Annotated in this window: 20 protein-coding genes; 9 read left to right on the top strand and 11 right to left on the bottom strand. The window is 34.9% G+C overall.

Features of this window, described 5'->3' with window-relative positions; genetic code table 11:
- Positions 1 to 233 precede the first annotated feature (233 nt).
- Positions 234 to 2,879, top strand: a complete 2,646-nt coding sequence (gene ppc, locus AC5LW9_RS03330; protein WP_198235661.1) for a phosphoenolpyruvate carboxylase — start codon at positions 234 to 236, stop codon at positions 2,877 to 2,879.
- Positions 2,880 to 2,917: 38 nt separating this feature from the next.
- Here ppc and AC5LW9_RS03325 read toward each other — a convergent pair whose 3' ends face one another.
- The 5 genes from AC5LW9_RS03325 to aspS form a co-directional block, all read right to left on the bottom strand.
- Positions 2,918 to 3,976 (bottom strand): SEL1-like repeat protein, encoded by a 1,059-nt coding sequence (locus AC5LW9_RS03325; protein WP_198228876.1) that lies wholly within the window; start codon positions 3,974 to 3,976, stop codon positions 2,918 to 2,920.
- 132 nt (positions 3,977 to 4,108) lie between these two features.
- Entirely contained in the window at positions 4,109 to 5,575 is a 1,467-nt protein-coding gene (ubiD, locus tag AC5LW9_RS03320) for a 4-hydroxy-3-polyprenylbenzoate decarboxylase (protein WP_198228877.1), read from the bottom strand.
- A gap of 91 nt (positions 5,576 to 5,666) precedes the next feature.
- On the bottom strand, positions 5,667 to 6,083 hold the full coding sequence (locus AC5LW9_RS03315; RefSeq protein WP_198228878.1) for a hypothetical protein: 417 nt from the start codon (positions 6,081 to 6,083) through the stop codon (positions 5,667 to 5,669).
- Between the two features lie 10 nt (positions 6,084 to 6,093).
- Entirely contained in the window at positions 6,094 to 6,546 is a 453-nt protein-coding gene (gene nudB, locus AC5LW9_RS03310) for a dihydroneopterin triphosphate diphosphatase (RefSeq protein ID WP_198228879.1), read from the bottom strand.
- Positions 6,547 to 6,556: 10 nt separating this feature from the next.
- Positions 6,557 to 8,314: an aspartate--tRNA ligase gene (gene aspS / locus AC5LW9_RS03305; protein WP_493456322.1), complete on the bottom strand. Its 1,758-nt coding sequence runs from the start codon at positions 8,312 to 8,314 to the stop codon at positions 6,557 to 6,559.
- A 286-nt stretch (positions 8,315 to 8,600) separates the two neighbouring features.
- Here aspS and AC5LW9_RS03300 point away from each other — a divergent pair, with 286 nt between their 5' ends.
- The 6 genes from AC5LW9_RS03300 (at position 8,601) to dusC (ending at position 13,572) form a co-directional block, all read left to right on the top strand.
- Positions 8,601 to 9,146: a cysteine hydrolase family protein gene (locus tag AC5LW9_RS03300; RefSeq protein WP_198228881.1), complete on the top strand. Its 546-nt coding sequence runs from the start codon at positions 8,601 to 8,603 to the stop codon at positions 9,144 to 9,146.
- Between the two features lie 34 nt (positions 9,147 to 9,180).
- Positions 9,181 to 9,957 (top strand): DUF3100 domain-containing protein, encoded by a 777-nt coding sequence (locus AC5LW9_RS03295; RefSeq protein ID WP_198228882.1) that lies wholly within the window; start codon positions 9,181 to 9,183, stop codon positions 9,955 to 9,957.
- A gap of 10 nt (positions 9,958 to 9,967) precedes the next feature.
- Positions 9,968 to 10,417 carry a hypothetical protein gene (locus tag AC5LW9_RS03290; RefSeq protein ID WP_198228883.1) on the top strand — a complete coding sequence of 150 codons (450 nt, stop codon included), beginning with the start codon at positions 9,968 to 9,970 and terminating at the stop codon, positions 10,415 to 10,417.
- A gap of 20 nt (positions 10,418 to 10,437) precedes the next feature.
- The gene (locus AC5LW9_RS03285; protein WP_065737839.1) at positions 10,438 to 11,757 is read left to right on the top strand and encodes an amidohydrolase; all 1,320 of its coding nucleotides are present in this window, start codon (positions 10,438 to 10,440) and stop codon (positions 11,755 to 11,757) included.
- 79 nt (positions 11,758 to 11,836) lie between these two features.
- On the top strand, positions 11,837 to 12,601 hold the full coding sequence (locus AC5LW9_RS03280) for a molybdopterin-synthase adenylyltransferase MoeB (protein WP_039128088.1): 765 nt from the start codon (positions 11,837 to 11,839) through the stop codon (positions 12,599 to 12,601).
- A 5-nt stretch (positions 12,602 to 12,606) separates the two neighbouring features.
- Positions 12,607 to 13,572 carry a tRNA dihydrouridine(16) synthase DusC gene (gene dusC / locus AC5LW9_RS03275; RefSeq protein WP_198228884.1) on the top strand — a complete coding sequence of 322 codons (966 nt, stop codon included), beginning with the start codon at positions 12,607 to 12,609 and terminating at the stop codon, positions 13,570 to 13,572.
- Here dusC and AC5LW9_RS03270 read toward each other — a convergent pair.
- The 6 genes from AC5LW9_RS03270 to AC5LW9_RS03245 all read right to left on the bottom strand — a co-directional run bounded on the left by AC5LW9_RS03270 (position 13,567) and on the right by AC5LW9_RS03245 (position 19,408).
- Positions 13,567 to 14,529, bottom strand: a complete 963-nt coding sequence (locus tag AC5LW9_RS03270) for a hypothetical protein (RefSeq protein WP_198228885.1) — start codon at positions 14,527 to 14,529, stop codon at positions 13,567 to 13,569. The two genes, dusC and AC5LW9_RS03270, sit on opposite strands and share 6 nt — an antisense overlap.
- Before the next feature lie 332 nt (positions 14,530 to 14,861).
- Positions 14,862 to 15,755, bottom strand: a complete 894-nt coding sequence (locus AC5LW9_RS03265) for an L-ribulose-5-phosphate 3-epimerase (protein ID WP_198228886.1) — start codon at positions 15,753 to 15,755, stop codon at positions 14,862 to 14,864.
- Between the two features lie 67 nt (positions 15,756 to 15,822).
- Complete coding sequence (locus AC5LW9_RS03260) at positions 15,823 to 16,467, bottom strand: 3-keto-L-gulonate-6-phosphate decarboxylase UlaD (protein ID WP_493456321.1); 645 nt, start codon at positions 16,465 to 16,467, stop codon at positions 15,823 to 15,825.
- Between the two features lie 21 nt (positions 16,468 to 16,488).
- A complete protein-coding gene (locus AC5LW9_RS03255) occupies positions 16,489 to 17,181 on the bottom strand; it encodes an L-ribulose-5-phosphate 4-epimerase (RefSeq protein ID WP_086308816.1) in 693 nt (230 codons plus the stop codon).
- A 4-nt stretch (positions 17,182 to 17,185) separates the two neighbouring features.
- Positions 17,186 to 17,659, bottom strand: a complete 474-nt coding sequence (locus AC5LW9_RS03250) for a PTS sugar transporter subunit IIA (RefSeq protein WP_039128080.1) — start codon at positions 17,657 to 17,659, stop codon at positions 17,186 to 17,188.
- 30 nt (positions 17,660 to 17,689) lie between these two features.
- Entirely contained in the window at positions 17,690 to 19,408 is a 1,719-nt protein-coding gene (locus AC5LW9_RS03245) for a PTS ascorbate-specific subunit IIBC (RefSeq protein WP_493456587.1), read from the bottom strand.
- Between the two features lie 489 nt (positions 19,409 to 19,897).
- On the opposite strand from AC5LW9_RS03245, the gene ulaR reads away from it, so the two are divergent.
- Together ulaR and ulaG are read left to right on the top strand one after the other, a co-directional pair.
- Positions 19,898 to 20,659 carry an HTH-type transcriptional regulator UlaR gene (gene ulaR, locus AC5LW9_RS03240; RefSeq protein ID WP_198228889.1) on the top strand — a complete coding sequence of 254 codons (762 nt, stop codon included), beginning with the start codon at positions 19,898 to 19,900 and terminating at the stop codon, positions 20,657 to 20,659.
- Positions 20,660 to 20,685: 26 nt separating this feature from the next.
- A complete protein-coding gene (ulaG, locus tag AC5LW9_RS03235) occupies positions 20,686 to 21,753 on the top strand; it encodes an L-ascorbate 6-phosphate lactonase (protein ID WP_039128071.1) in 1,068 nt (355 codons plus the stop codon).
- Positions 21,754 to 21,881 lie beyond the last annotated feature (128 nt).

Genomic DNA, 21,881 nt, shown 5'->3' with positions numbered 1-21,881 from the left:
AAAAATGATAGAAAATTTTGTTTTTATCAATCAATAAAGTATAACAAATATAATTAAAACCTTAAAAAAAATAAAAATTATAAAATTTTATGATTTAAATTCAATACAGTATTGTTATAAAGTGTATAAGTTAAACACATTAACTAACATTTATCCCAACACCTTTAAATTGTCATGCTCATTAGGCAGCTTAAAGTTTGTTTTGACTTAATAAAGATAAAAACGAGAAGATAATGAACAGTGAATATTCCTCTATGCGAAGCAACGTCAATATGCTAGGTACTTTACTAGGTGATGCAATTAAACGGGCAGCAGGCAATGATACTTTTGATTTAGTTGAACAAATCAGACAATTATCAAAATCAGCTCAACAAGGTAATAAGCAAGCTCATAATAAATTACTTAAACTAATTGAAAATCTTAACGATGAAGATTTATTACATGTGGCTCGTGCATTTAATCAGTTCTTGAATTTAGTTAACACCGCGGCAGAATATTATGGAATATCCCCACATGGTGAAGCATCAAGCAGCCCCAAAAAAATGACAGAACTGTTTAGTACGTTAAAAAATCTTAACTTCTCAAATCAGACGATTACTCAAGCCATTAATGACCTTTCGATTGAACTTGTGTTAACTGCCCACCCTACAGAGATCAATCGTCGAACCATGATAAATACTTATACTGCGATTAATAACTGTTTATCGCAACTTGATCATGACGATTTAGCTGATTATGAAATAGAGCGAATTATGCGCCGTTTAAAACAGTTAGTTTGTCAAGCATGGTACACCGATGAGATTCGTAAAAAAAGACCAACACCACTTGATGAAGCTAAATGGGGCTTTTCGGTTATTGAAGATAGTCTTTGGGAAGGGGTACCGCTTTTCTTGCGTGAATTTAATGATCAGTTAGTCGATGCATTTAATGAACAATTATCTGTTGAGCACGTTCCAATTAAATTTACTTCGTGGATGGGTGGTGATCGCGATGGCAATCCTAATGTAACAGCAAAAGTGACTGAAAAAGTCATGTTGCAAGCCAGATTAAAAGCAATTGAGCTTTTTTTAGCAGACATTCAAATTCTGGTTCGTGAATTATCCATGACTGAGTGCAGTCAATCTGTCATTGATCTATTAGATGAAAATAATAAAACAGCAACTGAACCTTATCGCGCGGTAATGAAACAATTGCGCGCACGTTTAGTAAAAACCCACAGTTTTATAGTGTCATTATTAAATAACGAACAAGTATTACCTCCAGCGGATATTTTAATTAAAAACGAACAATTGTGGATGCCACTCTATACGTGTTATGAATCATTAATCGAAAATGGCATGTCAACGATTGCACACGGACCATTGCTTGATACTTTACGGCGTATAAAAAGTTTCGGTCTGCAACTGGTTAGATTAGACATTCGTCAAGATAGTTCAGTGCACACTGAAGCACTGGATGCATTAACCAAAGAACTTAACTTAGGCAGTTATGCCGAGTGGTCAGAAGAAGAAAAACAAGCTTTTTTGTTAACTGAACTTCAATCAAATCGCCCATTGTTACCTTACCATTGGCAACCAAATGAAATGGTTCAAGAAGTTTTGGATACTTGTCGAGTTATTAAAAAAGCAGGTGAAGAATCCATTGCTTCATATGTGATCTCAATGGCCAAAGCGCCTTCAGATATCTTGGCTGTTTACTTACTATTAAAAATAGTTGACTGCCAAAAAATAATTCCTGTAGCACCATTATTTGAAACCTTAGACGATTTAAATAATGCCAAGACAGTTATGCAAAAACTGCTTGATATTCCATGGTATCGCGAAAAGATTCATGGTAAGCAGATGGTCATGATCGGCTACTCTGATTCAGCTAAAGACGCTGGAACGCTTGCTGCATCATGGGCTCAGTATCGTTCACAAGAAGAGTTAGTCAAATTATTCGAAAAATATAATATTAATTTAGTTTTATTTCATGGTCGTGGTGGCTCAATTGGTCGTGGAGGTGCTCCTGCACATGCTGCATTGCTATCACAACCACCAGGATCATTAAAAGGAGGACTTCGAGTCACTGAACAAGGTGAAATGATTCGTTTTAAACTCGGTTTGCCCGAAGTGGCACTCAGTAGTTTGATGTTATACGCATCAGCCATTTTGCAAGCAAATTTATTACCACCACCTGAACCTAAACAAAACTGGCGAGATATTATGGACGAAATGTCTGATATCTCTTGTCGTTGTTATCGTAGTTACATTCGTGAACGTTCTGAATTTGTCGATTATTTTAGAGCAGTAACGCCAGAAGCTGAATTGGGTAGGTTACCACTCGGTTCTCGTCCACAAAAAAGACGAACAGGTGGCGGTATTGAAAGTTTAAGAGCTATTCCATGGATTTTTGCTTGGACACAAAATCGTTTAATGGTTCCCTCTTGGCTTGGTGCTGGAACAGCACTTAAACAAATTATCGAAGAAGGTAACAAAAATCTACTTAAAGATATGTATCATAATTGGCCTTTCTTTAATGCACGTTTAGGTATGCTCGAAATGGTGTATGCTAAAGCAGCACCAAATATCCATGAATATTATGAGCAAAGACTTGTCGATCCAGCCTTGTGGCCGTTAGGAGAAGAGTTAAGAAACTTATTAACTCAAGATATCAATACGGTACTCACTATAACCGATGATATCAGTTTGATGGCTGATCTACCATGGATTGCAGAATCTGTTGCATTACGTAATACCTACATTGAACCTCTAAATCTATTACAGGCTGAATTATTAAGTCGTTCGCGTAATCGAAATGAAGATGAAAATAGTAACGTTGAACAAGGATTAATGATCACTATTTCTGGTATTGCTGCAGGTATGCGTAACTCAGGATAGTTAAAAGCAGGAAAAAATAAAAAGAGCAATTGCTCTTTTTATTTTTCTAATAATTCATCTAAATAAGCTTTAGCATCTTGGTCACCTTGCTCACTCGCTTTAGTAAACCAATATATCGCTTTATTAATATTTTTTTCTGTTCCTTCGCCATCTAAATATTTAATAGCGAGATTATATTGAGCATCAACACTACCCTGTTCAGCCGCTTTGATATACCATTCAATGGCTTTTGTAATATCTTTTGAAACGCCTCCACCTACATCATACATAACCCCAATATTATATTGAGCATCAGCGTTACCTGCTTCAGCAGCTTTAGTAAACCAATTTGCAGCCTGTACATTATCAGGTTTAGTACCCGTCCCCGTTGCGTACATAATACCTAAATTATACATAGCAAGCACATGACCTTGTGTAGCTGCTTGAGTATAAAAATAGATAGCCGCGACATAATCTTTAGTCAACCCATCACCATGCTCTGACATCAATCCCAAATAGTATTGGGCCTCTGGATTGCTTTCTGTCGCAGCTTTACTGAACCAATCTGCAGCCAACATACGATCTTGTTCGACACCATCACCAAAAAAATACATAATACCTAGATTTAGATAAGCATCTAAAACACCTTGGTTACCCGCCTCAACAAAGTAGTTAACCGCACTTGATGGATTTTTGTCGGCACCTTCACCATTTTTATACATTAAGGCTAAATTATATTTGGCCAATGCATAATCTTGATCTGCAGCAAGTTTGTAATATTTGAACGCTTCATAGGGATCAGCAACGATCCCCAAACCTTTTTGATACATATATGCCAAATTATTTTGTGCTTTCGCTAAACCTTGCTCTGCGGCTTTTTTATACCAGAATAGTGCTCTAATATCGCTAATTTCAACACCTAATCCTTGTTTATAAATTGTACCCAGAGAATATTGTGCCTCAGCATTCCCGTTTTCAGCAGATACACGCAAAGAAGGAATCAATGCCCCTGGTTCGGCAACTTGCAAATCCATATCTGATTGCACTTTAGTTTCATTTGCCAAAGCACCATAAGAGATGGATAAAACTAGTACTAATAAGATTTGAAATTTTTTCATAATTTTTTATTACCATACCATGGTCGATAATTATACATAACCATCTTAAAAAAAATAGTTTTTATTTTATTGATTCATTTATCTACAGTACCTAATTTTAACTATAATTATTTTTCACTTGCAATATTTAATTCATAATATTCCAAGTTTGTCCCAAATTTCATCAATACGAGCAACAATTTTGGGATCTTTTTTTATTATTTTCCCCCATTCTCGACTGGTTTCACCTACCCATTTATTGGTTGCATCTAACCCCATTTTAGAACCCAACCCAGAAATAGGTGAAGCAAAATCTAAATAATCAATGGGAGTATTGTCGATAAAAGTCGTATCACGATGTGGATCCATACGTGTTGAAATCGCCCACATGACATCTTTCCAATCTCGTGCATTAATATCATCATCACAGACAATCACAAATTTAGTGTACATAAATTGACGCAAATAAGACCATACCCCCATCATGACACGCTTGGCATGCCCTGGATATTGCTTTCTTATAGTGACAATAGCAATACGATATGAGCATCCTTCCGGTGGCAAATAGAAATCTACAATTTCAGGAAATTGTTTTTGCAAAATTGGAATAAACACTTCATTTAATGCAAGTCCCATGACTGCAGGTTCATCAGGTGGTCGCCCAGTATAAGTTGAATGATAAATCGCATCTTTACGATGTGTTATATGAGTTACAGTAAAGACGGGAAATTGTTCAATTTCATTATAATAACCAGTATGATCACCATAAGGACCTTCCTGTGCTAACTCATTAGGGTCAATGTAACCTTCAAGAATAATTTCAGCCGTTGCTGGTACATCCAAATCGTTGGATAATGATTTAACTACTTCTGTTCGTTTACCCCGTAACAATCCTGCAAAAGCATATTCAGGTAAAGTATCGGGTACTGGTGTAACTGCTGCTAAAATGGTCGCAGGATCAGCGCCAATGGCAACGCTAACTGGAAATTTTTCATTAGGATGTGATTGTTGCCACTCGGCAAAATCCAGCGCACCGCCACGATGTGATAACCAACGCATAATTAATTTATTATTACCTAAGAGCTGTAAGCGATAAATACCGACATTTTGTCGATCTTTATAAGGACCTTTGGTAATAGTCAATCCCCAAGATAATAAAGGTGCGACATCTTCGGGCCAACAGTGCATAATGGGTAAACGCGTTAAATCAACTTCATCATTTTCAAAGACCACCTCTTGACAGGGCGCTGAAGATCGTTGTTTAACTGGCATATTTAAGACTTGTTTATATTTAGGTAATACATTAAAAAATTGGCGAATGCCTTTAGGTGGTTCTGGCTCGCGTAAAAACGCTAACAATTCCCCAATTTCACGCAAAGCCGAAATGTCTTCGCGTCCCATCCCCATAGCTACGCGTTTAGCCGTACCGAATAAATTACACAAGACTGGTATATCATAACCAATCGGATTTTCAAACAATAAGGCTGGCCCTTCATTACGTAATACCCGATCGGCAATTTCTGTCATTTCAAGATAAGGATTAACAGGATAAGTAATTCTTTTTAATTCGCCTTGTTGTTCAAGATAATCTAAAAATTCACGAAAATCAGGAAAGTTCATTTATTATCACTCTCTATTACTTATTGATCTTTTGTAGATCATATCCAAAGGTATCTTTTAATCCTTAAAGTGGTTATCTTTTTAATCGCAATTAGTCTTCATCAAAATTTTCACTGTAAATGGGTGTTTGTTGATTTTGATTACACTCTACAATTTTAGGTAGTAAAGCTTCAAATTGGTTTTTATCAATTTCGATAAATGTGTCGGGTTCAACTTGGTAAAATAGATATTGTTGAGTCTGATCATCAAATTGGAAAGAAGCTAACCAATAATTACGATCATCACTATTTTCATTCGCAAATATTTTGATAATACTACTTTCTCGCTTTTCCGGTTGGTTATGTAGTTTATAATCAATTATTTTTTCAGCAATTTGAGAATCATATTCATCAAAAATAATATAATCACTATCATTTGTTTTACATTTTTCAATTTTAATTTCCGCATAACTACACGTTATTGAAAAAAATAAACAAAAAAATACAATGATATACTGGCTTAATTTCATTTTTTACCTCTTAACTCAATTTAAGAAAGTTGTTAATTTTACAAATAGCCTGACTATTATTAGGCGACGCAGTTAGGTTAACTGCATCTCCCATAGCCAGCCATTGATAAGCTAAGTGCTCGGTTAGAACTGGAATTACTTCTTTAGCAAGAGGCAAATAAAACCAATGTTCTTTATTTATCTTAACTTCTGGCGAATATCTATGTCGAAACTGTGGGAAAATCTCAAATTCAACCGTGTAGTTAGCATCAATTAGTTCAAGATTTTCCTTTATAATATCAATGCCTGTTTCTTCCAAAACTTCACGAATTGCGGTTTGACGTGGCAATTCATCTGTCTCCATGCTACCTGTTACTGATTGCCAAAATAATGGATCATCTTTGCGTTGTAACATAAGGTAACGATTGGTTGTCTGGCAGTAAATCACCACCAGTACCGACTCAGGTTTTTTATATTCTTGCATCAAAATATCGTTATTTTCTAGCTACTTCAATACCAAGTTCTACTAATGCAGCAGAATTTGCTGGACTTGGCGCATCAGTAAGCAAACACGTCGCCGCTGTTGTTTTAGGAAATGCAATCACATCGCGAATATTATCTGTTCCTGTGAGCAACATACTTAATCTATCTAACCCAAAAGCTAAACCAGCATGAGGTGGTGTACCATATTTTAATGCATCGAGTAAGAAACCAAATTTTTCACGTTGATCTTGTTCACCAATTCCTAATATTGAAAATACCGCTTGTTGCATTTCACAGCGATGAATACGTACCGATCCTCCACCGACTTCATAGCCATTGATTACCATATCATAAGCATTCGCCACAGCATTTTGAGGATTGTTAATTAACTCTTCAGGTGTGTAATCTTTTGGTGATGTGAACGGATGATGCATAGCACTTAAACCTTCATCTGTTTCTTCAAACATTGGAAAATCAACAACCCAAAGTACCGCCCATTTGTTTTCATCGGTAAGGCCTAAATCCTTTCCAACTTTCAAACGTAATGCACCTAATGCATCGCTAACAACTTTATAACTATCAGCACCAAATAACAAAATATCACCGTCTTTTGCATTAGCACGGTTTAGCAATGCTTCCATTTGTGACTCATTAAAGAATTTAGAGATTGGGCTTTGTACACCCTCTAAACCTTTGCTGCGTTCATTGACTTTGATCCAAGCCATGCCTTTTGCACCATAAACAGAAATAAACTGCGTATATTCGTCTAACTGTTTACGTGTTAATTGAGTACCATTTGGCACGCAAAGCAACGCTACCCGGCCTTTAGGATCATTTGCTGGAGTTGAAAATACTTTAAAATCGACATCTTTAACCAAATCAGCCACATCAATAATTTCAAGTGGATTACGTAGATCAGGCTTATCACTACCATAACGACGCATTGCCTCGCTAAAAGACATAATCGGGAATTTGCCTAAATCAACATTTTTAACATGCAACCAAAGTTCGCGTATCATTTTTTCCATGATTTCACGCACTTGTTCGGCTGTCATAAATGAAGTTTCAACATCTATCTGTGTAAATTCTGGCTGACGATCGGCTCTTAAATCTTCATCACGAAAACATTTAACAATTTGATAATAACGATCAAACCCAGACATCATAAGCAATTGCTTAAATAATTGTGGTGATTGTGGCAATGCATAAAATTCACCTTTATGGATTCTACTCGGTACCAAATAGTCGCGAGCACCCTCTGGCGTAGCCTTGGTCAACATAGGAGTTTCAATATCTAAAAAACCATTTTCATTCATAAATGAACGAACAAATGCGGTAATTTGTGCACGAGTTTTAAAGATTGAGGTCATTTCTGGACGGCGTAAATCTATATATCGATATTTTAACCGCTGTTCTTCACTATTATTTTGATTAAAATCCAGAGGTAATACATCACTACGATTGAAAATAGTAAGTTCGGTCGCTAAAATTTCAACCTCACCGGTTGCCATATCTTTATTAATTTGACCTTCAGGTCTGGCTCTTACCTTTCCTTTAATTTGAATACAAAATTCATTACGTAAATCGCCAGCTAATTGATATGCTTGCGGATAATCAGGATCAAAAAAAACTTGCACAATTCCTTCACGATCACGCATATCAATAAAAATCATTCCGCCTAAGTCTCGGCGTTTATTAACCCATCCACATAGTGTAACTTCTTGATTAACATAACTTGCGTTTAATTGTCCGCAATAAATTGTTCTCATTAAATATATCCTGTGTACAATTGTCGAAAAATAATAATTATTATAGAGCAATTTATCAGGGTATAAAGACTATGTTTTAAAATAATCGCTATTTATTTTATTTATACTAAGTTTATGATAATAATTTTACTTTATATGTCTTTTTATAATTTCATTGAAATTCAATAAGATAATTAACCTAAACTCGAATTATTTAGTTGCACTTGAAAAATGTTTGTTTTATTAACTTGTAATATCAAATATTTATTAATAAGCTTAAGTATTATTTAAATATTATTAACTTGATATGAAAGCTTTAATTTCAATTGACTACACGAATGATTTTATTGCGGATGATGGCGCTTTAACTACAGGCTCAGCCGGTCAACAAATTGAATCAGAAATGTTAAACATAACTAACTCATTTATTAAAAATAATCAATTTATCGTTTTTGCAATTGATGCCCACGATCCGACGGATGAATATCACCCTGAAAATTCACTTTTTCCTTCTCATAATATTGTTGGAACTGTTGGACAACAATTATTCGGTGACTTACATCAACTTTATCAAAGGCATCAAAATTCAACCAATATATACTGGATCAACAAACGCCACTATTCAGCATTTTGTGGTACAGATCTCGATCTACGTTTACGCGAAAGACATATTACCGAAATCCATTTAATTGGTGTTTGTACGGATATTTGCATTTTACATACAGCCGTAGATGCCTATAACTTAGGTTATAAAATAGTGATTCATCAAAATGCAGTTGCAAGTTTTGATCCTATTGGCCATCAATGGGCTTTAAAACACTTTAAAAATACCTTAGGGGCAACGTTAAGTTAATATAAAAAGATAACAATTAAAAAAAGGAGCAGGAATGGAAGTTTTACGAGACTTTAAATTGCATATAATTGCACTTTTAGTAGTAGTTAGTTGTGAACTTATCGGCAAGCAATCGATATGGATTATTGCCGTTTACCCAATGTTATATGCGATGGTTTTTGGCGGAATCATTAGTTTGCCAAAGCTTAAAATACTTACCAATAAAAATATGCAAAATGCAAGTATCGTTATGATGGTTACATTAATGTTACTTGTTGCAAAACTTGGTGTAGCGGTAGGTCCCCAAATTGATATGATTTTAGAAGATGCTAAATTAGCTCTAATTTTTCAAGAATTAGGTCATTTTGCTGGAACAATTTTACTCGGGTTACCATTAGCAATGCTATTAGGTATGAAACGAGAGGCTGTTGGGGCTACCTATTCCGTTGCTCGCGAACCCAATATAGCCATTGTAGCAGATAAATATGGTTTAGATTCACCAGAAGGCCGTGGTGTAATGGCTATGTATATATGTGGCACTCTCTATGGTGCAATTTGGATGAGTATTCTTGCTAGTCTAATGGCACATTTGAATATTCTTCATCCTTATGCTTTAGCTATGGGGGCAGGCGTAGGAAGTGGAAGTATGATGGCGGCATCACTTGCCCCGATAAGTGATTTATATCCAGATTTATCAGAAAATATTAACGCTTATGCATCAACAGCAAATTTAATGTCTAGTATGGTTGGTATATATATTTATACGCTCTTTTCTTTACCTTTTGCTTCTTTTATGTATAACACGTTAGCCCGTCTTCGACGCAATAAATAAGGATCCAATAATGAAGATTTTAGAAACAATTTTTGTGCTTATTTTAGTCGCCATTATTATGGCTGCTGGAAACAGTGTGGGTTATAAAATTGATATTATTTCATCGTTTGAAGCATTAGCTGTGCTAGCTGTTATCTCTATTGTAGGATTTTTACTAAGTAAGTTACCCGGACTTAAAAAATTTCCAGTGATTTTATGGGTATCGGTTGTTGCAGCCGTAGTTTCCTCACCAATATTTCCATACCATACAGAATTGGTTGCAATTACAGATCAAGTTTCTCTACTTGCAGTCTGTACACCAGTACTTGCTTATGCAGGACTCGCCATAGGTAAAGATCTTGCACTATTCAAAAATATCTCTTGGCGCATTATTCCCGTATCTTTGGCTGTGTTTTCGGGTACGTTTATTTTTGCAGCCTTAATTGCTCAAGTCACTTTACATTGGGAAGGCGTGATCTAATTTAGATAAGGATTAAATTTATGACTAAAGAAGAACTAAAGAAAAAAGTTTGTGATGCGATTGCAAACCGAAAAGCAGACATCAAGTCGATTGCTGAAGCGATTTGGTCCGAACCAGAGCTTGGCTATAAAGAACACAAAACGGCTAAAAAAGTAGAAGATGCTTTTGAAAAATTGGGTGTTCCTTTTAAAAATAAATTAGCACTCACAGGGGTTAAAGGTCGTCTTAAAGGTGGTAAAGGAAGTAAATACAGCATCGCAGTTATTGGAGAACTTGATGCAATTATTTGTGCCGACCACCCTGCTGCGGATGAGACATCTGGAGCTGCTCACTGTTGTGGTCATAATGCACAAATCGCTAATATGATGGCGGTTACTATGGGATTAATTGACTCAGGTGCAATGCAATTTTTAGCCGGTGATGTGGTACCATTTGCTGTCCCAGCAGAAGAATATGTTGAAATAACCTATCGCAATCGATTAATTGAAGAAGGTAAAATCAAATACATTGGCGGTAAACCAGAATTAATTTCACGTGGTGATTTTGATGATGTTGATATGGCGTTACAGATACATTTAACGAGTGTACCAAATGAACGCCAAGACGGTTTTATAGAAATTTCAACAACAAGTAATGGCTTTATCGGTAAATTAATTAAATATAAAGGTGAAGCAGCCCATGCTGCAGCAGCTCCTCACGCAGGAGTAAATGCTTTAAATGCAGCAATGATGGGAATGATGGGCGTTCATGCTATTCGTGAAACATTTCAAGAAAAAGATTACATTCGATTCCATCCAATTATTACCCAAGGCGGTGATTTGGTGAATGTTGTACCAAGCGATGTAAGAATGGAAAGCTATGTACGAGCGGGCAATGTTCCAGCCATGATTGATGCCAATGAAAGAATTAATCAAGCATTAAAAGCTGGCGCAATGGCTGTTGGCGCAACTTGTGAAATTAAAGATTTACCAGGTTATTTACCGTTACATAATAATTCAACCCTTAATGATCTTTTAAAGCAAAACGCTGAAAATTTAATTGGTGAAGAAAACGTTTCAATCGCACCGCATATGACTGGAAGTACAGATACGGGTGATCTATCACATATTATGCCAGTAAGTCATCCTTGGATTGGTTCGGTTAGAGGGATTTTACATGGTAAAGATTACACCGTATTTGATGAAGAGATGGCTTATATACGCCCCGCTCAAATGATGGCTTGTACTATTATTGATCTACTATATGATGACGCTCAAACCGCTCAAACACTCATGACAAATTACAAACCGCTTATGACAAAAGAGGAATATTTAAAATTCCTATCTGGTTTTGACAAATAAAATTTAAAACTTGGCACAACCTTGTGCCAAGTTTTTGTTATACTACCCACTTCATTATCAACAACAATAATCACTTCATATGTTAACGCTTACCGATCAAGAATTATTTCGTTATGACAGGCAAATAACTTTGCAGGGTTTCGACATTGAAAAGCAGCAAATTTTAAAAAATAGTGCAGTATTAATTATTGGATTAGGGGGATTAGGTTGTTCAGTTTCTCTATATTTAGCTGCATCTGGCATTGGTAAGTTAACTTTAAATGATTTTGATACCATATCGGCTTCAAATTTAAACCGTCAGATTTTATATACCCATAAATCAATTAATCAAAATAAAGTTGATGTGGCTAAACACGCTTTAACCAATATAAATCCCAATATAGTGATTGAAACGGTTAATCAGCAACTAAAGGACAGCGATCTTATTTCACTCATTAAGCAACATAATATTGTTATTGACTGTACAGATAACTTAGTTACCCGTGAACAGATTAATCGCTGTTGTTTTCAAGAAAAGAAACCTTTAGTTTCAGGCGCTGCAATACGAATGGAAGGTTTGCTAAGTGTATTTACTTACCAACCTAACGAACCATGTTATCACTGTTTAAGTCGTCTATTTGGGAATGATCAGCTTACTTGTGTTGAAACCGGTGTTATGGCGCCTTTAGTTGGTATGTTTGGCTCAATGCAAGCCATAGAAGCAATAAAAATCCTTACTCATTATGGTCGCCCGTTATCAGGTCGATTATTGATGATTGATACAATGAACATGCAATTTAATCAATTTACTATATCTAAGCAGGCAAATTGCCCTGTCTGTGGTAATCACCAAACTGACCAATAAACAGTATGAAACAAAATAACCGAATTATTTTAGCTCCAATGGAGGGGGTACTTGATTATCAAGTGAGACAAATTCTAACTGAGATTAATCAATTTGATTATTGTGTAACAGAATTTGTGCGAGTCACGCATCATCAATTATCCAATCGCACCTTTTATCGCCTTTGTCCAGAACTCCATAATGGAGGCAAGACTACTTCAGGTACCCCTATTCGAGTGCAAATTCTTGGTCAATCACCACAATGGATGGCAGAAAATGCAGTAAAAGCGATTGAACTTGGTTCATTTGGTATTGATATTAATTTTGGTTGCCCCGCTAAAACCGTAGTTGGCAGTCAAGGAGGAGCTTATTTATTACAATATCCTGAACAAATTTTTAATATCGTTAGTCAAGTTCGACAAGCTATTGGTCGCTCGGAAATATTATCCGTTAAGATTCGCTTAGGTTGGTCAGATAAATCTCATTGCTATGAAATCGCCAATGCAATTGAATGTGCTGGAGCTAATGAAATTGCAATTCATGGCAGAACCAAAGAGGATGGCTATAAAGCGGATAAAATTGATTGGCAAACAATAGCAAAAATCAAACAAAACCTAACAATTCCTGTAATTGCCAATGGTGAAATTTTCTCTATTGAAGATGCACAAACATGCATTGCTCAAAGTCAAACGCAAGACATTATGTTGGGACGTGGGATTTTAACTATCCCCAATCTAGCCAATATGATCCGCAACAAACAACCAGCCTTAAGTTGGCCGCAAGTATTGGAAATTTTAATCCGCTATGCAAGTTCTTCTATTGATGATGTAAAACCGCTTTATCATTCTGCTCGCATTAAACAATGGCTTACTTATTTAAGGCACTATTATGTAGAAGCATCTGAGATGTTACAAAATATTAGAACACTAAAATCACAACAAGAGATATATACATTCTTAAAACAACAACAAAAGTTAAAACAAATACTATAAATTAATCTGATATTTAACTGATGGATAAAAATAATATTTAGTTAATTTTCGAATCATTAAGCATGATAGAATAAATGATGTAGAGCCTAACAATATGATCACTATGGATGTTAGGGCTGTATTTTGTAATAACGCATGATTAATTAACCAATTGGCCACTCTCCATAAAATAAAATTTAAAATAAAAATAATGATATTTAAGGAGACGGCACACTTAATTATTCTATCCGTTTGTAATACAACAAATATTTGGGTAAACATATTTTTACTAACCAAAATAACAACTAATAAACTAAATAAATAACAAAAAATTGGTAAGAAAATATGCTTCCCAAATGAAATAAAATAGTAACTGTTGTGTACTAAGACATCTAAAATAAAAGAAGGAAAAGCAATTAAAATAAAAAAGAAAAATACTAAAAACAAAATAAAATGAATTTTAGTACTGTTGATTATAGTCAGTTCGAAAGTCTGTTTATTTTTATCAAAATGGTTATTTAATACTTTGATATAGAAATAGGTAAATAATCCTGCAAATAAGTAAAATAGACAGCTGGGGATAATACATAAGACTAAAATAAATAACCATGAAGCCACATTAATCATGTTGATTAATACATTATCAAAAATAGCTTCAGCTATCGCATTGATAAAATAGCTAATTGTACAAACAATAATGACATTACAAATTAACAATGTAATATTTTTAAATGTCACTCGATGAACATTAACTCGATATAAACTGATCGCTGAGATACCGAATAACAATAAACATTCAGGGATTGAACGTAGTAATTGATATGGAGCAAGTTTATATAATATACCCCATAAGAATTTATAATCATGAAAAGTTGATATAAAGGTAATACCAAATTTAATAATAGAAATAAAAGCACTACAGAAAAAAAATAGTACAATAAAAATAAAAGGTAGCTTAAAAAAAGCTAATTTTTCCATTTTGATACTCAAAATCAGTCAATTCTCTCTTTTTAAAAAAACAATTTGATAACAACAAAAATTAAACTCAACGGCAATGTCCTATTGAGCCATTAAAAGGTCATATTGAGCTAAAATATGTTGACAATAATACCAAAGACTTTTTTAATCAACAATGATCATCAGAACTTATATTATTGATAATTAGTATAATACATTATATTTTTTAGATGATTACCTTAATAAGCAGCGCTATTTTTCGACGAATTATTATGTAAAACAGGATTAATGCTTCATCATTTAAAGTATGATGAAGCAAATTATAAGATAAGAATTTATTTGTATGCTTCAATCTAAGCGTTAAAGAGTGGAAAATCGGCTTGACCAGCAATGGATTTTAAACGTTGTTGGGCAGTAATAATATTTTCTCTCCACTGATTATCTTTTGCCCACATTTCAATCACTAATGGCGCACAATAATCAATAGATTTAAGTGTTCTAAATACTGCTGAAAAATCAACTTCACCCTCACCAATCACCAAATCTCTAAACTGTCCTGCATAATTAGGTTTTACTTTATAGGTATCTTTCAAATGAATTTGAACAATATGGTTACGGCTTAACAATAGCTCAGTACTAACATCATAATTCCAACCGGATATGTTTCCCACATCAGGATAGGCCATAAAATAAGGTGAATTTATCTCGGCTTTTAAAATTTCAAACTTACTCAGTGAATTTAGATAGTTAGTATCCATAATTTCAACAGCTAACATAACACCTGCTTTTTCTGCCTGTTTTGCACACCATTGCATACCGGCAATAAAGCGTTGATGGGTTTGTAAGTTAGCTGGCTCATAATAAACATCATACCCAGCAAGTTGAATCACTCTAACACCAAGTTTATAAGCAAGGGTAATAGCCTTACACATAATACTTTTAGCGTGTTCTCTGATCGTTGCATCAGCAGAACCAAACGGATATTTGCGATGTGCACTAAGACATATTGAGTGAAAAAAAACGCCATTTTCTTCACATAGATGACGCAATGTATAGATTTCTTCATCAGACCAATCAAGCCTAGCTTGACGTTCATCAGACTCATCAATAGAAAGTTCGATAAAATCAAATCCTAAAGATTTTGCCTCTAGCATTTTTTGTTGCCAAGAAAGTGTATTAGGTAGTGCCTTTTCATAAATACCCATACATGGAGTTTGTCTGGTTATATTGATTGTATTATTTGTCATAATTTAGATCCGATAATATTAAGGTAAAAAAACTAACAGCCGATTTCCCGACTGTTAGTGCGCACCCCTACCAATATTTAGCAATCTGCTCTCTTAAGTCTTGAGCAGTTTTTTGACCATTTTCATTGGCTAAAGCTCGTCCAGCAATAAAAGCTTTCGTTTTAATACCCGCAAACAGATGAATATCTTCAGGGACAATACCGCCTGTTATTGATAGTTCCAAACCTAAATCAGAAAGTTGTCGCATTTTAGTTAAATCTTCTTCACCCCAACCAACACCAGCTAATTCAGCATCACGAGATCGATGATAAATTGCCTGTTTGATACCCAGTTTTCGCCATGCTTTTGCATCATCAAAAGTCCAACGTCCATAAAGTTCGATTTGAATTTCACGCCCAAATTCATCAGCCACTTTTTTACAAGCTTCAATTGTTGCAATGTGAGCGGCAGCTGAAACAGTTAACCAATCAGCACCTGCCGAAAAAGCCATTTTTGCTAAAATAGCCCCCCCATCAGTGGTTTTTAAATCACAAACCAAAATATGGTTTGGATACTTTTCTCTTAAAGTTTTTACGCCATTAATACCTGCGCCAAAGGCAAGAATGGTTCCAACTTCAATAATATCTACAAATCCAGCTACGTTCTTGGCTACCGCTAAAGCTGACTCTAATTCTGTTTGATCTAATGCAATTTGTAATTTTGGTTTTGTCATTTTATTTCTCCCTTATAAATACTATTTTTGTCCGTAATAAGCATTTGCTCCATGCTTACGAAAATAGTGTTTATCAGATAAAGTTTGTTGAATTTTAATTGTTTTATTAAGTTGTCTGGTTGATATGGCCATCATGGCTACTTCTTCAAGAACCACAGCATTATGTACAGCATCCGAAGCGTTTTTTCCCCAACAAAATGGAGCGTGTCCAGAAATAACAGCTGCCGGCATCGCTGTAGGATCAATACCTCTTCGTTTAAACTCTTCAATGATGACCAAACCAGTGTTTTTTTCGTAATCAGTATTGATTTCGCTATCAGTTAAACGACGAGTACAAGGTACATCACCATAAAAATAGTCGGCATGAGTCGTACCCAAAGCTGGAACATCTAATTCAGCTTGCGCCCAAACTGTTGCGTAGCGAGAATGTGTATGAACAATACCACCAATATTTTCAAAGGCTTTATAAAGTTCTATATGGGTTGCAGTATCACTAGACGGATTTAATTTACCCTCAATAATTTCACCCGTTAATGACACGACCACAATATCGTCAATTTTCATGTTATTGTATTCAACACCTGAAGGTTTGATAGCAATAACACCTTTAGCGCGGTCGATTTCAGAAACATTACCCCAAGTAAAAGTGACTAAATGGTATTTAGGTAAGGTTAAGTTAGCCTGTAATACTCTTTCTTTTAATGCTTGATACATAAAATTAGTCTCCTAATAAAGCCTTATCAATAACAGCATAAACATCTTCTTTGCTATTACATGCTCTCAACTTATCAAGATCGATACCTGTTGGGCTGTCTTCGTCATCTAATATTTGCGTGACTTCCATTAAGCCTTGCATATGCTCATCTGAGGTACTGCCCGCTAAGGTAACTAACACATCAACAGGTTGCTCTTCACCTTCAAAATAGACTGGAGAATTTAATGTCACTAAAGCAAAAGCAGTGCGATTTACACCATCTTCCGGTCTGGCATGAGGCATCGCAAAATTTGGTGCAATAATAATGTAAGGCCCCATTGTTTTTACACAGTTAATAATCGCATCATAATAAGAAGGGTTAATCGCTTTGGAAGCAACAAGCATATCTGTACCTAATTTGATCGCCTCTTGCCAAGTTGATGCATCCGCTTTTAGTAAAATAGAGTTATTTTCAATTAATGATTCTTTCAATGCCATTGTTGTACTCCTTTTTTAATCAATTCGTTATTAAGCAAGCACTTTTTTAATAAGTTCAATAAGTTCTTCACCAAATGTATTTGGATTTAACATGTTTTGGACACCTAAAGCATGTTGTCCTTCATTAACTTCAATCTCGTTAATTAAATGTTTAGACGCCACAATAATGTCAATATTAGGTAACCGTGATTTGTAATCTGTCACCGCGCAAGAATCCATGACATTAGCAATGCCTTTCTTATCTAAATAATTAGCTATTTTCATTTTCATCATCATAGAAGAGCCTTGTCCGCTCCCACACACAGCTAAGATTCTTACTGCTCGCCCTTCGCTTATTGCCACTTCATCCATTTTTTCAACAACGTTTTCATTAACATCTTGATGAATATTATTTTGTTCTGGTTCAATTTTTGCGTTTGCTTCCTCTTGGCGTAATTGTTTAGCGGCAAAGAACATATACACTAAAGCCAATGCAATAATCAGATAGATAAATAAGTGGGAGTAAGATAAACCTTGTATAATAGGTGGGAATAATATCGCCCAGTCAGCCATCCCCATCCAAGAGTCAATTGGAGTGCCATTTTTTGCAAAGATATGAATGACCCAAGCTGAACCAAATACCTCAATCATTCCCATAACAAAACAGATTTTCATAACGGCTTTCCAACCACCAAAGTGATTAGCAAATACCCCAATTGTTGCGTTAGAGAAAAACATTGGTATAAAACCAGGAATGATCATAATTGGTGATTTAAATATAAGTAACAAGGCAATTGCTAAAAATTGTCCTAATGCCCCCCAAATAAAACCAAATACCATTGCATTTGGTGAAAAAGCATAAATTGCAGCACAATCAATGGCTAATACGGCATTAGGAATTAATTTTTCAGAAATACCTTTAAACGCTTCAGACAATTCAGCCACAAACATTCTGACCCCACCGACGATGACTTGTATTGCGACAGCGAATTTAAGACCTGTTTCTAAAATGTAAATTGTCCAATGGGTTGACCCTGCCATGGTTTGCAAATTATCCAAACCAAATGAAAGAAGGATGATGCCAAAAAAGAATGTCATCACAATCGCTGTTGCAGCGATACTATCGTGAAAAATATGTAACCATTTAGGTAATTTAAGATTATCAACTGAGTCATTTTTATCGCCCAATTTAGGTGCTAATTTAACAGCGATCCAAGACCCCAATTGTTGTTGATGACCAATTGAAAAACCCGCTCCTCCAGTAACAGCTTCTGTAGATTTAAACATCATATTAGAAAATATTCCCCAATATAATGCAGTAATAATGGCGGAGTAGATTATTGTTTCCCACATACTGTAACCAAACAGAAAATAAAACAGGGCAATTAATCCCACTTGTTGGAACATAATATGACCTGTTAGCATAATGGTGCGAATACCTGTGATACGGCGAAAAATGACCAAAAGGATATTGATAGCCAATGCGAGTAATACGGCATAGCCTACCCAAGAATATTTATCACCCATATTATGTTCTACAGTCATCATAGAAGCATAAACATCAATAATCGATCCATTAATACCGTGATACTCAGCCAATTTGGCAATCACTGGCCTAAATGTTGAAACCAGTACACCAGAACCAACTTGTAACAACATAAAACCAACAATGGTTTTGATTGTTCCTTTCAAAATTGTAGTGATATCTTTGCGTAAAAGACAATAACCTAACATTGTTACTAAGCCGAGTAACAATGGTGCTTTAGTCATGACTTGACTATAAAAAATATAAAATACGTTATAGATTACTTCCATATGCCCCTCTCATTGGTTATGGGCTTTTTTAAATTTGAAGTTTATATCGTGCTTACAAAGCGATAATAAAACTTATCCTAATGCCCTTTTTATATAGTTGTTCACTGTCGAGTGAATCTTTGAGCTAAATTAACCCTATACTTTGTTAATCAAATTAAGATTGCTTGATTAACGCTTGTTATATTCTATAATCAAAATAAATCACACAATGATTATTTGTGATTATTTTGATGAAGATCACTTTTCTTTAAAATCAGAAACCATATCTGTGATCAACTTCACATAATAATGAAAAAAAACTACATCAATTTAAACCTATATTTATAATTATCAATAAATTAAATGAATATTGACAAATAAAAACAATAAGATAATTGACAATTTCAATAATGAAAATTATTATCAAAATAATCAAAAATGCTCAAATTGAAATAAGGGATTTTAATGAATGAATTAACGCGACATAACGAGATCGTCGCTTTGGTTAACGAGAAAGGTGAATTAAAAGTGACCGAATTAATCAGTCATTTTTCAATATCACCCGCTACTGCTCGAAGAGATATCACAAAATTAGATCAAGATGGTCGTGTCAAAAAAGTACGTAATGGCATTATACGTCTTGAAGAACAGAAACCAATTTGGGTCCCAATAGGTAATAACAATACTGATCACTATCACGAAAAGGCACGGATTGCGATTCGAGCAGCTAAGTTATGCGGTAGCGATGAAAATATAGTGATTAATTGTGGTTCAACGGCATTTTTATTAGGGCGAGAACTTTGTGGGAAAAAGGTATCAATCATCACTAATTATTTTCCTTTAGCGTGTTATTTGATTGAACATGACCATGAAAATGTGATCATTATGGGTGGATTATATAATAAAACACAAAATATCATACTCAATCCTATTGCAAGTATCACCGATTCTTATGCCGCAAAATGGATGTTTACCAGTGGAAAAACATTAACATCAACAGGTCTTTATAAAAGTGAAATTTTAAGTGCTGTTGCTGAACAACAGATATTAGAAAAAGCAGAAAAATTAGTCGTAGTGGTTGATAGCTCAAAGATCGATACCAAAGCAAACTCTGGCATGCTTTTTTGCCCAGTAAATAAAATTGATATTTTGATTACTGGGGCGCAAGCAAATAAGGAAGTAATTGAATGCATTAAAAAGCAAGGAGTTGAAGTGATATTAGTCTAACTATTAAATAAAAAAAGGAACATAGTATGAGTAAAGTAAATGAAATTACCCGAGATTCTTGGATTTTGAACACTTTTCCTGAATGGGGAACTTGGTTAAATGAAGAGATTGAAAACACCGTTGTGAAACCAAATACTTTCACCATGTGGTGGTTAGCTTGTACCGGGATTTGGTTAAAATCAGCAGGTAATACTAATATCTCTGTCGATTTTTGGTGCGGTACAGGAAAAAAAACACATGCTAACCCATTAATGAACAAACAGCATCAAATGATGCGCATGGGTGGCGTTCGTGAATTGCAACCTAATTTAAGAACCAGTCCATTTGTATTAGATCCATTTGCGATTAAGGAAATTGATGCAGTAATGGCAACCCATGATCATGCCGATCATATTGATGTCAACGTCGCTGCTGCTGTAATTCAAAATTGCTCTCCAAAAGTTAAATTCATTGGTCCAAAAGCTTGTGTTGAATTGTGGAAAAGTTGGGGAGTTCCAGAAGATCGTTGTATCGTTGCTAAAGTTGGCGAAACAATTGAAGTAGGTGATATTACAATTCGCGTTTTAGATTCTTTTGATAGAACATCACTGGTTACGTTACCAAAAGGTGTATCTTCTACCGATAAATCGATTCTAGACGGTATGAATGATCGTGCGGTTAACTATTTATTTGAAACTTCAGGAGGATCACTTTACCATTCAGGAGATTCCCATTACTCTAACTACTACGCCAAACATGGTAATGATTATAAAATTGATGTGGCTTTACTTTCTTATGGCGAAAATCCTCGTGGCGTTACCGATAAAATGACTTCGTCAGACATTTTACGTGCGGCTGAATCGCTTAATACCAAAGTGGTGATTCCATTCCATCATGATATATGGTCAAATTTCCAAAGTGATCCTCGTGAAATTGAAGTTCTTTGGGAAATGAAAAAAGATCGTCTTGAATATCAATTTAGACCATTTTTCTGGCAAGTTGGGGGTAAATATACATATCCTACTGATCAACATAAAATGCATTATCAGCATTATCGAGGATTTAGAGATATCTTTACTGATGAACCAGAATTGCCATATCGTTCATTCTTGTAAAAAGAATAGGAATTATTTAAACCTATCTATTTGATTGAACAATATAATATTATCAATTTAAAAATAATTTTAATCGATTGTTTTCATAAATAGCTGGACCGATAATTGTATCGGTCCATGATAATTAA

This window comes from Gilliamella sp. LMG 34360 (assembly GCF_984568995.1).
This window is presented reverse-complemented; position numbering and strand designations above follow the sequence as displayed.

Coding starts and splice junctions, on each gene's coding strand:
- AC5LW9_RS03285 (WP_065737839.1), top strand. CDS start 10,438: ATGACTAAAGAAGAACTAAAGAAAAAAGTTTGTGATGCGATTGCAAAC.
- AC5LW9_RS03295 (WP_198228882.1), top strand. CDS start 9,181: ATGGAAGTTTTACGAGACTTTAAATTGCATATAATTGCACTTTTAGTA.
- AC5LW9_RS03265 (WP_198228886.1), bottom strand. CDS start 15,755: ATGACAAATAATACAATCAATATAACCAGACAAACTCCATGTATGGGT.
- AC5LW9_RS03280 (WP_039128088.1), top strand. CDS start 11,837: ATGTTAACGCTTACCGATCAAGAATTATTTCGTTATGACAGGCAAATA.
- ppc (WP_198235661.1), top strand. CDS start 234: ATGAACAGTGAATATTCCTCTATGCGAAGCAACGTCAATATGCTAGGT.
- aspS (WP_493456322.1), bottom strand. CDS start 8,314: ATGAGAACAATTTATTGCGGACAATTAAACGCAAGTTATGTTAATCAA.
- AC5LW9_RS03300 (WP_198228881.1), top strand. CDS start 8,601: ATGAAAGCTTTAATTTCAATTGACTACACGAATGATTTTATTGCGGAT.
- dusC (WP_198228884.1), top strand. CDS start 12,607: ATGAAACAAAATAACCGAATTATTTTAGCTCCAATGGAGGGGGTACTT.
- ubiD (WP_198228877.1), bottom strand. CDS start 5,575: ATGAACTTTCCTGATTTTCGTGAATTTTTAGATTATCTTGAACAACAA.
- AC5LW9_RS03260 (WP_493456321.1), bottom strand. CDS start 16,467: ATGACAAAACCAAAATTACAAATTGCATTAGATCAAACAGAATTAGAG.
- nudB (WP_198228879.1), bottom strand. CDS start 6,546: ATGCAAGAATATAAAAAACCTGAGTCGGTACTGGTGGTGATTTACTGC.
- AC5LW9_RS03270 (WP_198228885.1), bottom strand. CDS start 14,529: ATGGAAAAATTAGCTTTTTTTAAGCTACCTTTTATTTTTATTGTACTA.
- AC5LW9_RS03250 (WP_039128080.1), bottom strand. CDS start 17,659: ATGGCATTGAAAGAATCATTAATTGAAAATAACTCTATTTTACTAAAA.
- AC5LW9_RS03290 (WP_198228883.1), top strand. CDS start 9,968: ATGAAGATTTTAGAAACAATTTTTGTGCTTATTTTAGTCGCCATTATT.
- AC5LW9_RS03255 (WP_086308816.1), bottom strand. CDS start 17,181: ATGTATCAAGCATTAAAAGAAAGAGTATTACAGGCTAACTTAACCTTA.
- AC5LW9_RS03325 (WP_198228876.1), bottom strand. CDS start 3,976: ATGAAAAAATTTCAAATCTTATTAGTACTAGTTTTATCCATCTCTTAT.
- ulaR (WP_198228889.1), top strand. CDS start 19,898: ATGAATGAATTAACGCGACATAACGAGATCGTCGCTTTGGTTAACGAG.
- AC5LW9_RS03245 (WP_493456587.1), bottom strand. CDS start 19,408: ATGACTAAAGCACCATTGTTACTCGGCTTAGTAACAATGTTAGGTTAT.
- AC5LW9_RS03315 (WP_198228878.1), bottom strand. CDS start 6,083: ATGAAATTAAGCCAGTATATCATTGTATTTTTTTGTTTATTTTTTTCA.
- ulaG (WP_039128071.1), top strand. CDS start 20,686: ATGAGTAAAGTAAATGAAATTACCCGAGATTCTTGGATTTTGAACACT.